This is a genomic window from Micromonospora sp. NPDC005553 (assembly GCF_042871765.1).
In the GTDB taxonomy this organism is placed as follows: Bacteria; Actinomycetota; Actinomycetes; order Mycobacteriales; family Micromonosporaceae; genus Micromonospora.
The window spans coordinates 1,620,354-1,634,047 of sequence record NZ_JBIAJD010000001.1 but is presented as its reverse complement, the minus strand read 5'-3'; the positions used below and the strand labels follow the sequence as shown (position 1 = coordinate 1,634,047).

At 70.3% G+C, this 13,694-nt stretch carries 9 protein-coding genes; 5 read left to right on the top strand and 4 right to left on the bottom strand.

Annotated features, from left to right (window positions below):
• Positions 1 to 167: 167 nt before the first annotated feature.
• Complete coding sequence (locus tag ACFYPG_RS07235) at positions 168 to 890, bottom strand: hypothetical protein (protein ID WP_355009671.1); 723 nt, start codon at positions 888 to 890, stop codon at positions 168 to 170.
• Between the two features lie 65 nt (positions 891 to 955).
• Positions 956 to 1,144 carry a hypothetical protein gene (locus tag ACFYPG_RS07230; protein WP_238671532.1) on the bottom strand — a complete coding sequence of 63 codons (189 nt, stop codon included), beginning with the start codon at positions 1,142 to 1,144 and terminating at the stop codon, positions 956 to 958.
• 19 nt (positions 1,145 to 1,163) lie between these two features.
• Here ACFYPG_RS07230 and ACFYPG_RS07225 point away from each other — a divergent pair, with 19 nt between their 5' ends.
• The 5 genes from ACFYPG_RS07225 to pulA all read left to right on the top strand — a co-directional run bounded on the left by ACFYPG_RS07225 (position 1,164) and on the right by pulA (position 9,635).
• Complete coding sequence (locus tag ACFYPG_RS07225; protein ID WP_387350845.1) at positions 1,164 to 1,970, top strand: hypothetical protein; 807 nt, start codon at positions 1,164 to 1,166, stop codon at positions 1,968 to 1,970.
• A gap of 37 nt (positions 1,971 to 2,007) precedes the next feature.
• Positions 2,008 to 2,397: a hypothetical protein gene (locus ACFYPG_RS07220; RefSeq protein WP_355009673.1), complete on the top strand. Its 390-nt coding sequence runs from the start codon at positions 2,008 to 2,010 to the stop codon at positions 2,395 to 2,397.
• A 98-nt stretch (positions 2,398 to 2,495) separates the two neighbouring features.
• A complete protein-coding gene (locus ACFYPG_RS07215; RefSeq protein ID WP_387350843.1) occupies positions 2,496 to 3,170 on the top strand; it encodes a hypothetical protein in 675 nt (224 codons plus the stop codon).
• 119 nt (positions 3,171 to 3,289) lie between these two features.
• Positions 3,290 to 3,982 carry a cellulose binding domain-containing protein gene (locus ACFYPG_RS07210; protein ID WP_387350841.1) on the top strand — a complete coding sequence of 231 codons (693 nt, stop codon included), beginning with the start codon at positions 3,290 to 3,292 and terminating at the stop codon, positions 3,980 to 3,982.
• A gap of 109 nt (positions 3,983 to 4,091) precedes the next feature.
• A complete protein-coding gene (gene pulA / locus ACFYPG_RS07205; RefSeq protein ID WP_387350839.1) occupies positions 4,092 to 9,635 on the top strand; it encodes a pullulanase-type alpha-1,6-glucosidase in 5,544 nt (1,847 codons plus the stop codon).
• An 81-nt stretch (positions 9,636 to 9,716) separates the two neighbouring features.
• Here the strand turns inward: pulA and ACFYPG_RS07200 are convergent, their stop codons facing one another.
• Together ACFYPG_RS07200 and ACFYPG_RS07195 are read right to left on the bottom strand one after the other, a co-directional pair.
• Positions 9,717 to 11,363 (bottom strand): hypothetical protein, encoded by a 1,647-nt coding sequence (locus ACFYPG_RS07200; protein ID WP_387350837.1) that lies wholly within the window; start codon positions 11,361 to 11,363, stop codon positions 9,717 to 9,719.
• 289 nt (positions 11,364 to 11,652) lie between these two features.
• Entirely contained in the window at positions 11,653 to 13,566 is a 1,914-nt protein-coding gene (locus ACFYPG_RS07195; protein WP_387350835.1) for a right-handed parallel beta-helix repeat-containing protein, read from the bottom strand.
• Positions 13,567 to 13,694 lie beyond the last annotated feature (128 nt).

Genomic DNA, 13,694 nt, shown 5'->3' with positions numbered 1-13,694 from the left:
CGAACTCAACGCACGACCACGCCAAACCCTCGACTGGCAGAATCCAGCCGAGGTACTCCACAAACACCTGGTTGCAACCGCCGCTTGAAACCGCCAGCCGGAGACCCCCCGACATCACGGAACCCGAGTCGATCATGCCGCCCTGCATCGGTACCGGGTGGAGGTGGTCAGGTTGCGTCGAGCAGTTCCAGGACGGCGTCGCGGGCGGCCAGGACGGCTGCCTCGGATTGCGGGCCGTGGTTGAGGATGTCGAAGGAGTGCTGCCCGTCCGGCACCTCGATCACCTGCATCGGCCAGCCCTGGGCGGTCGCCGCGGGGAGGAACGCGTCGATGCCGGCCAGGACCGGCGGGATGTCCTGACCGGCGCGGGTCAGCACCAGTGGCACGTCGGTGCCCGAGCTGAGTGCCTCGACCGGCAGGAACCGGGCGTCGACCTCCCAGCCGGGGAACGGAACGAGCAGCGGGTACGTCAGTGCGATCCCGCGCAGCCAGGCCGGCGGGACGCGCAGCCAGTCGGCTGCGAAGAGGCCGCCGCCGGAGAAGAACCACAGCACCACCCGCTCGGGGTCGACCCGCGGGTCGGCGCGGACCTGCTCGACCATGGCGGCGATGTCGTCGGCTGCGGCGGGCAGCGCGGACAGGTCGGACACCTGGTAGCTGACCAGCGCGGTGACCACGCCGCTCGCGGCGAGCAGCGCGCCGTAGCCGCGGTAGAGCAACCAGTCGCGAGGGTCTGGCGCGTCGGGTGGCAGCGGAGCGCCGTGCACCACCACGACGGCCGGCGCGCGACCGGTGTGGGTGGGCAGGTGCAGGTCGACGTTGCCGTGTCGTTCGACAGGCGCGGCCGGGATGGACAGGACGAAGGGCCGTTGTGCGACGGGCGTCGTCATGGCCACATCGTATCGATCATCGACCTGCCGGGCTGCCCCAACGACGATCTACAGAGGACGGTGGGTCAGGTCGGGTCACCGGGTTTCGCGGCGTCGCTGGCCTGGGCATGCCGCTCCAGCAGCCGCTGCCGGATCTCCTCCGGGGTGTACGCGCGCCGACGCCGTTCGGCCCGCGCGATGACCACGCCGGAGGCCGCGACACCGGCGAGCCCGGCCAGCCCGAGAACCTTCCACCACCGCATTCGTTGCCGCATCGGCCTAGGCTAGACCCTCATGAGCATCAGCCTGGATGAGGCCGTCGAGTTGACCCGCACCGGTGACGTGTGGGTGTTCCGGGGCCGCAGCGTGCCGGACCGGGCGATCCAGTTCACCACCAACAGCCCGGTGAATCACGTCGGGATGGCGGTGGTGCTGGACGACATGCCGCCGCTGATGTGGCACGCGGAGTTGGGCAAATCGTTGCCGGACCTGTGGTCGGGCAGCCACCAACGTGGCGTCCAGCTGCACGACCTGCGGGACGCGGTGGGCGTCTGGGCCAACCGGTACGGCCAACGGGCCTGGTTGCGGCAGCTCGACCCGCCGGCCGACGCGGAGATGGAGCGGGCGGTGCTGCGGACGATCGCGCGGCTGGACGGCACGCCGTTCCCGTCGACCGCCCAGTTGGCGTGGCGCTGGGTGCGGGGTCGGGTGCCGGCGCTGCCGCGTCCCGGCCGGCTTCCCGCGTTGCCGCACCTCGGTGGCCTGTCGGCGTTGGCACGCCTCGGCCAGCCGACACCTCACCCCGACCCGACCGACCGCCCCAACCCGACCGACCGTGCTGAACGCCCCAACCCGACCGACCGCGCTGACCCTTCCGGCCCGGTCAGCTCGGCCCGGTCGGCGGGGGAGCGGGACCGGGCGCTGGAGACGGCGTACTGCGCCGAGGTGGTGGCGGTGACCTATGAGGCAATGGGGTTGCTGCCGGCGGGTCGACGTCCGAACTGGTACGACCCGGGGCGGTTCTGGAGCGGGGACGACCTTGGTCTGGCCGGCGACGCCCGGTTGGGTTCCGAGATCGAGGTTCAGGTGCCGCCGCGCTGAGGTTTGAGCTGGCCGGTGACCGGCAATTGCTGTGGCCGTGAACGCCTCCACGGATCTTGACACGTTGGCCGACTTCTTCGACCGGTACGGCGTGGCGTTGACCTCAGGCGACCTGCCGGCCATCGCCGGCTGCTACGCCCTGCCGGGGCTGGTGGTGGCTGACACCTACAGTTTCTCGTTCACGTCAGCGGCGGCGGTGGCGCTGTCCTTCGTGGGCGCCGCACCCGACTACCAGGCCCGGGAGTTGGTCGCTGCCCACGCCCGGATCGAGGACGTGCAGCCGGTGTCCGCGCTGTTGACGATGGTGGCGGTGGAGTGGGAGTTCCTGGACTGCCGGGGGCAGGCGGTGCCAGGGGAGCGGTACCGCTACCTGCTGCGCATCTCGGATGACGGACCTCTGATCTGCACTGTCGTCCGGACGGGCTGACCAACGGGGGCCGGTTGGCCCGATCCGTACCCACACGGTTTCGGGTCCGTGCGGCGCTGGCTACGCTGTCGCGTCGGTGGGGGACGAGGGGAGACCTGATGGCGGTGCGGCCGGACGGTGCGGCAGCTTCGCGGGCGGCGCGGGTGTTGGCGTCGGTGCCGTGGATCGTGGTGCTCCTCGGTGTGTGCGCGCTGGTGGTGCTCCTGGTGATCGCGCTGTTGTCGTTCCGGACCAGGGAGCGGGACGCGCCTCCGCAGGCCGCGCCTCCGGCGTTCCTGCCGACCACGCCGGCCGCCCCGTCGGCCACCGGTGGGCCGACTCCGGCCGCCATGGAGCGGCGCTCGGTGTCGCCGCGACCGTCGCGAAGTAGCCGGACGCCGTCACCGCGGGCCACCGTCACCGGCTCGCCCACCCCGGGGCGGACGAGCGTCCTGGTCGCGCCGCCGGCGCAAGAAGCGGTAAGCGCCCGGTACGAGGTCGGTTCGAACGGCCGGGACGGGGATTCGGCGGTCCTGTCGATCGCCAACGAGTCGAGTCGGTCGGCGGACTGGCAGGTGGAACTGCTCTTCGACGACGACACCTGGGCTCTGCGGGTGGGTGATGACTCGGGCGTCTCGGTGCAGGGGCGCGGGCACGGGGAGTTCGTCCTGCGCGGCACCCGTTCGCTGGACGCGGGCGACTCTCGGACGCTGCGGCTGCGCGTGGGCTGGGGTGACTCGGCGCAGCGACCGGTCAAGTGCACAGTCAACGGGGTCGACTGCCGGATCGGCTGAGCCACCGCCGCACCGCCGCACCGCTGCACCGCCGCACCGCTGCACCGCTGCGCCACCAAGGCTTTCCGGGCCGGGCCGCCGATCGCTACGCTGCGCGGACGGTCCGCTGAAGGAGGTACATGTCCGGCATGCGCCGTGTTCCGCGCCCACCACACGGTCCGGTGGCGATCGCCACGTCACCCTGGATCGTGGTCGGCGCCGGTGTCGTCGTGATGGTGGTCCTGCTCATCGTGGCCCTGGGCGCGTACCGGGGACGTAGCCCCGCGCCGGACGGCGCTCAACCGCCGGCGCTGCCGGTGCCGTCGGCGGTGGTGGCACCGAGCGTGCCCACCTCGGTGCCGTCTCCGGCACCGGTGCTGCCGGGGATATCCGGCCGTGCGAACGGGCTGCCGCCGAGCGCCGCGGCCGGGTCCGCGTCACCATCGGCCGAACCGACGGCCGGTCCGACCGGAAAGCCGGCGGCGACGCTGTCGCCGAGCCGGGCCGCGCCAGGGCAGCCGGCGATGATCGGGCGGTACCGGGTGGTGCAGAGCTTCGACGGGGGATTCATCGGCGAGGTGGCGATGGTCAACACGTCCACCCGCAGCCGTGGTTGGACGGTGCGGTTGGAGTTCGACGGTGGACGGCTGGTGACCTCCTGGGTGGAGGGTGTCCCACAGGGGACGATCCGCCAGTTCGACGACGGCTTCACGTACGTCAGCGGGGTCGACGTGTCGCCGGGCGGTTCGGTGTCGTTGCGGTTCCACATGGAGCGGGCCCCCACCACACCACGGGAGTGCACTGTCGACGGGACGCGCTGCAACGGGCTCTGACCGGAGCTTCCGCAAGGACGTGCTGTGTTGCGACCATGTTTGCAAGGTATTGCAGAATGTTTCGGCAAGGGTTAGCGTGCGGCCAATCAGCGACCAGAGGAAGGCGTCGATGAAACCCCCGCCGATACCGCGCACCGCTCTGCTGGCCCTTGCCTCCCTGCTCACCGTCACGCTCGTCGGCGCTCCGGTCGCCGTGCAACCCGCCGCCGCGAGCCCCCGGCCGTCCGCCGACGCCTCAACCGCGATCGGCGGCGCGACCCAGTGGCGCGCCGAACCCACCGCCGAGGCGCTGCTGAAGGCCGGCGGCAACTATGCCCGAGCCGAGCAGTTCTACTTCGTCCTGCCGGACCGGTTCGCCAACGGAGACCCCGGCAACGACCGGGGCGGCCTCACCGGCGACCGGTTGCGGACCGGCCTCGACCCGACCGACAAGGGCTTCTACCACGGCGGTGACCTCAAGGGCGTCATCGACAAGTTGGACTACATCCAGGGGATGGGCACCACTGCCATCTGGCTCGCCCCGATCTTCAAGAACCGGCCGGTACAGGGTGCCGGCAACGACATCTCGGCCGGCTACCACGGTTACTGGATCACCGACTTCACCCAGGTGGACCCGCACTTCGGCACGATGGAAGAGATGAAGCGGCTGGTCAAGCTCGCCCACCAGCGCGGCCTCAAGATCTACCTGGACGTGATCGTCAACCACACCGCCGACGTGATCAAGTACGCCGAGGACAGGTACGCGTACGTGGACAAGGCGACCTCGCCGTACACCGACGCGCAGGGCCGGGCGTTCGAGGACCGCAACTACGCCGACGGCTCCCGGGCGTTCCCGCCGGTCGACAGGGAGTCCTTCCCGTACACGCCGACGTTCGCCGACTCGAAGGACGCGAGCGTCAAGGTCCCGGCCTGGCTGAACGACGCGACCATGTACCACAACCGGGGTGACTCCACCTTCGCGGGCGAGAACAGCGAGTACGGCGACTTCTTCGGCCTCGACGACCTGTGGACCGAGCGTCCCGAGGTGGTGCGGGGTTTGACCAAGGCGTACGGGGACTGGATCGGCGCGACCGGCGTCGACGGCTTCCGGCTGGACACCGTGAAGCACGTCAACATGGACTTCTGGCCGCAGTTCAGCCAGGGCATCGAGCGGGCCGCGGAGAAGGCCGGCAAGAAGGACTTCTTCATGTTCGGCGAGGTGTACAGCGCCGACCCGGAGATCAGCTCCAGCTACGTCCGCCAGGGTGGCCTGCCGGCCACCCTCGACTTCGCCTTCCAGGAGGCCGCGAAGGGCTTCACCGCCGGCGCCGGCTCCGCGAAGGCGCTCGCCGACGTGTACGCCCGCGACGACCTCTACGCGGCCCGGGACACCGACGCGGGTCGGTTGACCACCTTCCTCGGCAACCACGACATGGGCCGGATCGGATCGTTCATCGCCGGTGGTGGCAGCGACCCGGCCAGTCACCTGCGTCGTGACCAGCTCGCGCACCAGTTGATGTTCCTGACCCGGGGCCAGCCGGTGGTCTACTCCGGCGACGAACAGGGCTTCACCGGCCCCGGCGGGGACAAGGACGCCCGGCAGGACATGTTCGCGTCGAAGGTTGCCGACTACCTCGACGACGACCTGCTCGGCACCGACCGTACGCACGCCAGCGACCAGTTCGACCCGACCCACCCGCTGTACCGGACCATTGCCGACCTTGGCCGGCTGCGCCAGGCCCACCCGGCGTTGCGCGACGGCGTGCAGGTCACCCGGTACGCGGCTGACGGGCCGGGCGTCTTCGCCGCCTCCCGGATCCTCCCGTCCGACCGCACCGAGTACGTGGTGGCCGTGAACAACGCCGACACCGCGCAGACTGTCACGGTGGACACCTGGTCGGCCGGCGCCACCTTCACCGGCATCTACGGCGGCTCGGGCGACGACCAGGCCGGCGGCTCATGCTGCGCCGGAGCGCCCGCGGCCCATTCGACGCCTGCCAACGGTGACGGTGAGTTGACCCTCACCGTGCCGCCGTTGTCGGCGGCGGTGTACCGGGCCGGCAAGCCCATCGCACCGGCGGCCGACAAGCCGACCATCACCATCACCAGCCCGGTTCCGGACTCGGCGGTCGCCACCAGGGCAGCGGTCACCGCCCGGGTGACCGGCGACCCGCTGGCCACCGTCACCGTCGCGGCGCGGGTTGCCGGCGGCCGGTGGACACTGCTGGGCAGCGCCGACCACGCCCCGTACACGGTGCAGCATGACCTGACCGGACTGGCCGGCGGCACCCGGGTCGAGTACAAGGCGGTGGTCCGCGACGGCCGGGGCCGTACCGCCACCGCCCGGTCCACCGCCGTCGTGGGAACCCCGCCGCAGGGCAGCTCCCGGGAGTGGGCGGTGGTGCACTACCAGCGCCCCGCCGGAGGGTACGACGACTGGGGGCTGTACGCCTGGGGGGACATCGACCCGGCGTACGTCACCGAGTGGCCGAAGGGGCAGCCGTTCGCGGGTGAGGACTCCTACGGCCGGTTCGCCTGGGTGAAACTCAAGCCGGGCGCGACGTCGGTGAACTTCCTGGTTGTCGACAAGGCTGGTACGAAGGACGTCGCCCAGGACCGCAGCATCGACGTCACCCAGACCGGCGAGATCTGGCTCAAGCAGGGCGACCCGGCGATCTACCCGAGCAGGCAGGCGGCCGCCGGAGAACCGGAGCCGCCGGTCGAGGAGGGCACCGCCGTGCTCCACTATCGGCGGGCCGACGGCAACTACGACGGCTGGGGCCTGCACCTGTGGGACGGCGCGGCCAACCCGACCGAGTGGTCCGCCCCGCTGCGGCCGAGCACCGTCGACGCGTTCGGGGCGGTGTTCCGGGTGCCACTGGCGACCGGTGCCACCGGTCTGAACTACATCATCCACAACGGCGACACCAAGGACCTGCCCGACGACCAGCGGCTCGACTTCGCCAGCGCCGGCCGGGAGGTGTGGCTGCTCGCCGCCACGCCCGGGCGCCTGCTGCCGTCGACGGCCACCACCGCCAGCGGAGACACCGACATCGGCAAGCAGGAGGCGCACTGGATCGACAGGTCCACTGTGGCGTGGCGGACACCGCCGACCGACGGCAGGACGTACGCGCTGGTCACCGGCCCCACCGGCGGGGTCAGCGTGGTCGACGGCGAGTTGACCGGCACGTACACCACGATGCCGCTGCGGGCGCAGCGCAACGGGCTCACCGAGGCCCAACGCGACAGGTTCCCGCACCTGTGGTCGTACCGTAGCTTCGCCCTGGACCGGGCGGACCTGGCCAAGGTCCCGGCGGCGCTGCGGGGGCAGCTGCTGGTCACCGAGCGCGACGCCGAGGGTGCGCTGCTCGCCGCGACCGGCGTGCAGATCCCCGGCGTGCTCGACGACGTGTACTCCCGCGCGACCGACGCCACGCTCGGGCCCACCTTCGCGGGGCGGACGCCGAGCCTCGCGCTCTGGGCGCCGACCGCCCACAGCGTGCGCCTGCACCTGTTCGACTCGCCCACCGCCGCGCCGAAGTCGGTGCCGATGCGCCGCGACGACCGTACCGGCGTCTGGTCGGTGCGCGGCGACCACACCTGGACCGGCAAGTTCTACCGGTACGAGGTACGGGCGTGGCAGCCGGCGGCGCAGCGGATGGTCACCGCGTCGGTGACCGACCCGTATTCGGTGGCCCTCGCGGCCGACTCCACGCACAGCCAGCTCGTCGACCTGAACGACCCGGCGCTGGCACCCCCCGGGTGGCGCACGCTGCGCAAACCGGCACCGGTGCCGGCCGCGAAGGCGCAGATCACCGAGTTGTCAGTGCGGGACTTCTCCATCGCCGACGACACCGTGCCTGCCGGGCGGCGGGGGACCTTCCTCGCGTTCACCGAGCCGGGAACCGCCGGCATGACCCACCTGCGGGCGCTCGGCGACGCCGGGGTCAACTACCTGCACCTGCTGCCGGCGTTCGACTTCGCGACGATCCCCGAGAAGCGGGCCGACCAGCGGCAGCCGGCCTGCGACCTGGCGGCGCTGCCGCCGGACTCGGCCGAGCAGCAGAAGTGCGTGGCGGCGGTCGCCGAGACCGACGGCTACAACTGGGGGTACGACCCGCTGCACTACACAGTGCCCGAGGGCGGCTACGCCGTCGACCCGGTCGGCGCGGCGCGGACCACCGAGTTCCGGCGGATGGTCGCCGGGGTGAACGACGCCGGGCTGCGGGTGGTCATGGACGTGGTCTACAACCACACGTCGGCGGCCGGCACGGACGCGAAGTCGGTGCTCGACCAGATCGTGCCCGGCTACTACCACCGGCTGCTGGAGGACGGCGCGGTGGCCAACTCCACCTGCTGCGCCAACACCGCCCCCGAGCACGCCATGATGGGCAAGCTGGTGGTCGACTCGCTGGTCACCTGGGCACGGCAGTACAAGGTGGACGGCTTCCGCTTCGACCTGATGGGCCACCACCCGAAGGCGAACATCCTGGCCGTCCGGGCGGCCCTGGACCGGTTGACCGTCGCCCGCGACGGCGTGGACGGCAAGGCGATCATGCTCTACGGCGAGGGCTGGAACTTCGGCGAGGTCGCCAACGACGCCCGTTTCGTCCAGGCCACCCAGACCAACATGGCCGGTACCGGCATCGGCACCTTCAACGACCGGCTGCGCGACGCGGTGCGCGGCGGTGGACCGTTCGACGAGAACCCGAGGGTGCAGGGTTTCGCCTCCGGGCTCTACAGCGACCCGAACGGTGACCCGGTCAACGGGTCGCCGGCCGAGCAGAAGGCCCGGCTGCTGCGCGCCCAGGACCTGATCAAGGTGGGGCTCACCGGCAACCTGCGCGACTACCGGTTCACCGACAGCGCCGGGCACGAGGTCACCGGGGCGCAGGTCGACTACAACGGCTCCCCGGCCGGCTACACCGCAGCGCCCGGGGAGGCCGTCACCTACGCCGACGCGCACGACAACGAGATCCTGTACGACGCGTTGGCGTACAAACTGCCGCAGGCCACCTCGGCGACCGACCGTTCCCGGATGCAGGTGCTGGCGTTGGGCACTGTGGTGCTGGGACAGGGCACCGGGTTCGTCACCGCAGGCACCGAACGGTTGCGGTCGAAGTCGCTGGACCGCAACTCGTACAACTCCGGTGACTGGTTCAACCAGATCCGCTGGGGTTGCGAAGAGGGCAACGGGTTCGGCGCCGGTCTGCCGCCCGCACCCGACAACGAGGACAAGTGGCCGTACGCGAAGCCGCTGCTGGCCGACCCGGCGCTGGTGCCGGACTGCGCGGCGATCAACACCACCGATGCCCGGTACGCCGAGTTGCTGCGCGTCCGGGCGTCGTCGCCGGTGTTCGGGCTGGCCACCGCCGAGCAGGTACAGCGACGGGTGGCGTTCCCGCTGTCCGGCGCGCCGGAGACGCCGGGTGTGCTGACCATGACCCTGGACGCTCGGGGGCTGGGCGGGCCGTGGAAGTCACTGACCGTCGTCTTCAACAGCACCCCGTCGACGGTCGACCAGACGGTGACCGGACTGCGCGGAGCGGACGTGGCACTGCACCCGGTGCTTGTCGACTCGGCCGACCCGGTGCTGCGTACCGCCTCGTTCGACCGGGCGGCCGGCACCTTCACCGTACCGGCGCGCAGCGTGGCGGTCTTCGTCCAGAAGTGACGTCAACCGGCCCCCTTCCGCGTTTCGCGGAAGGGGGCCGGCCCGTTGTGCTGGCGCTACGCCGTGCTCACCCTGAGGTGATCAGGCGAAGCAGTTCTCGATGGTGCCGCCCGGAATGGCCAGGCAGTTGGTCGGACGGTTCGCGGTGATGGCGGACTTGTCGTCCACGTTCACGTCTCCGAAGAAGCTGAAGACACCGCCCGGGGCGAAGGTGGAGAAGTTGTGCGAGACCTTCGTCTTCGACAGGTTGACCTCGCCGAAGATGTTGAAGATGCCGCCGCCGACCCCGATCGGGCCGATGGCCCGGTTACCGGCAACCTCGCTGTCGCGCAGCGTCGTGACGCTGAAGGCGTTGAAGAGCCCGCCGCCGAAGAAGCCGGCGGTGTTGTCCTTGATGCTGCTCTTCTCGAACGTGACAGCGCTGTCGAAGGCGATGGCCACACCGCCACCGACACCGGCGGTGCTGTTCCGCTCCACCGAAACCTCGTGCAGGTTGAGCTGGCTGTCCGCCGCGGCCAGGCCGCCGCCGGCGAGGACCGCGGTGTTCGAGACGAACTTGGTCCCGTACGCCGTGGTGTTGCCCTCGATGTCGAGGTAGCCACCGCCGAAGCCCAGCGTCTCGTTGTCGTTGATCTCGGCCTTCTTGAGCTCGACCGTTCCGCCGTCGACGTCGTCGGCGAAGATCCGAGCGGCGCCGTTGGAGATACCGCCACCACCGATGATGGCCGTGTTGTCGGTGATCTTCGACTCCTCGACCTTGAGCAGGCCGGCGTTGAAGACACCGCCACCGAAGAAGAAGGCGGTGTTACGGGTCACGGTGCTGTGCCAGATCTTCGTGGTGCCGAAGTTGGCCACACCACCACCGTTGCCGCCCGACTGGTTCAGGACGACCTCGGACTCCAGGATCTCGGCGGTGCCGCCCGGCTGCACCAGGATGCCAGCGCCGTCGGTGTCCTCCGGGTACTCCACGAGCGGCGTGACGACGCCCGCCTTGGCAGCCGGCGCGGCCTTGGCCGTGACCTTCGGAGCGGCCGTCAGGCCCGCCTTCGGGTTGGCCTGCCGGGCGGTGAGCGCCTGGTCCAGCGGAACGCCCGCCTTCACCTGAGCCGCGATCGCCTCGGAGTCCGAGTACGACGCCCAGACGGCCGCCGGCTCGACGCTGTTGTAGCGTTCGAGGGTCTGTCCACCCTTGATGGTCAGGCCCTTGATGGTGAGGTGACCGCCCGCGCCGACGTTCAGGATGCGGAAGTAGTCCGCAGTGGCTTCCCGGGCGATCGTCGTGTGCTCACCCTTCAGGGTGATGCGCTCGGTGATGACCGGCAGGCCGTTGCCCTGGTAGTCGTTGCGGCTCAGGTTGTAGGTGCAGCCCTTGGCCAGCTCCAGCACACCGCCGTGCTTGTTGTTGGCGAACACGATCGCCTGAATCAGCTTGTCGGTGTCGCAGGGCACCTCCTTCCCGCGCTCGTGGTCCTTGTCGCGGTCCTTGTCCTTGTTCCGGTCCTCGTCCTTGTTCCAGTCGCGCGCCTCGTCACCCCGCTGGTCGCCGTCCTTGCTGACCTGCGCGGTGTTCCAGTTCAAGCCGACCGCTCCGGCGCTGCCCGCGACGCCCACCGCCGCGAGACTGATCACGCCCGTCAAACCGGCCACGCCACTGGCGAGCCAGAGCTTGCGGCGGCTCTTGGCCGTCGCCCGCCCGGAGGCTTCGTTGTTCGTTAGGTAGTTGGACATCGGAGCTCTCTGCCCTCTCCTCGTACCAGACAGGGTCGCCGCCGTCAGACGGGCGTCCCCTGCTACAAATCGGTTGTAGCTCCCAAAACCACCGTATGAGAAGGTTCCTCGCCTCGCGGGCTTATCCGAGAGAAGCCCACATTCGGTTCATGTTGCCCCCACCGGGGCTGGGAACGACACACGCCACCCAAGCCGGCCCGCAAGCACCTGACCTGCTCAAATGGGTACGCCCCTCCGAGCCGTCACGGCTCGGAGGGGCGCGCCCTCTATGTGGATCAGCCCCACCCGATCAGGCGAAGCAGTCCAAAACGTTGAAGCAGTTGGTCGGGCGGTTGGCGGTGACGGCGGACTCGTCGTCCAGCCTCACCGTGCCGCCGAGGCTGTTGAAGATGCCCCCCGGCTCGAGGGTGGAGAAGTTGTACGCCACCTTCGTCCGGTGGAGCGTGACCTCGCCGCCCTCGGTGTTGAGGATGCCGCCGCCGCGGGCGAACGGACCGACGGCCCGGTTGCCCGACACCTCGCTGTCGCGCAGCGTGGTGACGCTCTCCTCGTTGAAGAGGCCGGCGCCGGAAGAGCCCGCAGTGTTGTCGTTGATCCGGCTGTTCTCGATGGTCGCCACGCTGTCGAAGGCGGCCACACCGCCACCCGAGCGAGCGGCGCTGTTCTTGACCACAGTGGCGTCCTTGAGGGTGAGCTGGCTGTCGGCCACCGCGACGCCACCACCGTCGAGCCCCGCCGTGTTGTCACTGACCGTCGTCTCGTGCAACGTCGTGGTGCCCCCGACATCCAGGACGCCGCCGCCGAAGCCGAGCGTCTCGTTGTCGGAGACCTCGCTCTTGTAGACCCAGACCGATCCGCCGTCGACGTCTTCGGTGAAGATGTCGGCTGCGCCGTTGGAGATGCCGCCGCCGCCGACGATCCCGGTGTTGTCCTTGATCTTCGACTCGTCGATCTGGAGTACGCCGGCGTTGAAGACGCCGCCGCCGAAGAAGAACGCGGTGTTGTGCGCGACCGTCGTCTTGCTGAGCCTGGTGCTGCCGAAGTTGGCCAACCCGCCGCCGTTGCCGCCGGACTGGTTGTAGAGCAACTCGCTGTCCAGGATCTCCGCGCGACCACCGGGCTGCACCAGCACCCCGGCACCGTCGGTGAACCCGGGCTGCTCAACCAGCGGCACGACCGCCGTACCGGCACCCGCCGGCTTCGCCACCGCGGCTACCGGCTTGGCTGGGGCGGCCTTGGTGGTAGTCGGGGCGGCCTTGGTTGCTGCCGCTGCGGGCTTGGCTGGCGCTGCTGTCGCGGCCGGCTTGGCGGCTGCCTTTGCGGTGGCCTTGGCAGGCGCTGCCTGGGCGATGGCCTTGGCAGGCGCTGCCTTCGCGGCCGGCTTGGCGGCGGTTGCTGCCGGCTTCGTTGCCGTTGCCGTTGCCGCCGCTGGCTTGGCGCCGGGCGCGGCAGCGGTCGCCGGCTTCGCGGCGGGCGCCGCCGCTGCCGGTGGCGTGGCAGTGGTCGAGCGGACCTGGGCCGAGTACGGCGCCCAGACCGTCGCCGGGTCGGCGGCTATCGGGTACTGAAGGGTCTGGCCACCCCTGATGCTCAGGCCCTTGAGAGTGAGCTGCCCGCCAGCCCCGACGTTGAGGATGCGGAAGTAGTCGGCAGTGGCTTCGCGGCCGATGGTGGTGTGCTCGCCCTTGAGGGTGATGCGCTCGGTGATCACCGGGAGGCCGTTGCCGTCCTGGTTGCGAGTCAGGGTGTAGGTGCAGCCCTTGGCCAGCTCCAGCACGCCGCCGTCATCGTTGTTGGCGAACGTGATCGCCTGGATCAGCTTGTCGGAGTCGCACGGGACCTGCCTGGTGCGGTCCTTCTCGTCGTGCTTGCCGTCCTCGCGGTTCTTGCCATCCTTGCCGGACTGGTCGTCGAAGCCGCTCCAGTCGTCGCCGCCCCACTCGTCGTCCTGACCGCCGTCGTCCTTGGCGCCGCCCTTGTCCGCGCCGCCGTCGTCGCTGACGTTCTCTCGGTTGGTCGATGGCTGCGCGTCCGACACCTGGTCGGACTTGGGCTTGTCGTCCCGAGCGGCGACGCCGCCGAGGGCCGCCAGGCCGACCACGCCGGTCAGTCCGGCTACGCCGGCGACCCAGAGGGCCCGCCTTCGCCGTGTTGGCGGAGCTGTCGAGGCCCCGCCGTCGGTACTCGTTACGTCGTTGGACATCAGAGCCTTCCGCCCTTTCCTGCTACCAGACGGGATCGCACCGCCCGAGGCGCCACGACCAGCTACAAATGGGTTGTAGCCTCTGATCCTCACCGTATGAGAACCATCTTCGCGATGGCGGACGTATC

Coding starts and splice junctions, on each gene's coding strand:
- ACFYPG_RS07210 (WP_387350841.1), top strand. CDS start 3,290: ATGTCCGGCATGCGCCGTGTTCCGCGCCCACCACACGGTCCGGTGGCG.
- ACFYPG_RS07195 (WP_387350835.1), bottom strand. CDS start 13,566: ATGTCCAACGACGTAACGAGTACCGACGGCGGGGCCTCGACAGCTCCG.
- ACFYPG_RS07225 (WP_387350845.1), top strand. CDS start 1,164: ATGAGCATCAGCCTGGATGAGGCCGTCGAGTTGACCCGCACCGGTGAC.
- ACFYPG_RS07200 (WP_387350837.1), bottom strand. CDS start 11,363: ATGTCCAACTACCTAACGAACAACGAAGCCTCCGGGCGGGCGACGGCC.
- ACFYPG_RS07230 (WP_238671532.1), bottom strand. CDS start 1,144: ATGCGGCAACGAATGCGGTGGTGGAAGGTTCTCGGGCTGGCCGGGCTC.
- pulA (WP_387350839.1), top strand. CDS start 4,092: ATGAAACCCCCGCCGATACCGCGCACCGCTCTGCTGGCCCTTGCCTCC.
- ACFYPG_RS07235 (WP_355009671.1), bottom strand. CDS start 890: ATGACGACGCCCGTCGCACAACGGCCCTTCGTCCTGTCCATCCCGGCC.
- ACFYPG_RS07215 (WP_387350843.1), top strand. CDS start 2,496: ATGGCGGTGCGGCCGGACGGTGCGGCAGCTTCGCGGGCGGCGCGGGTG.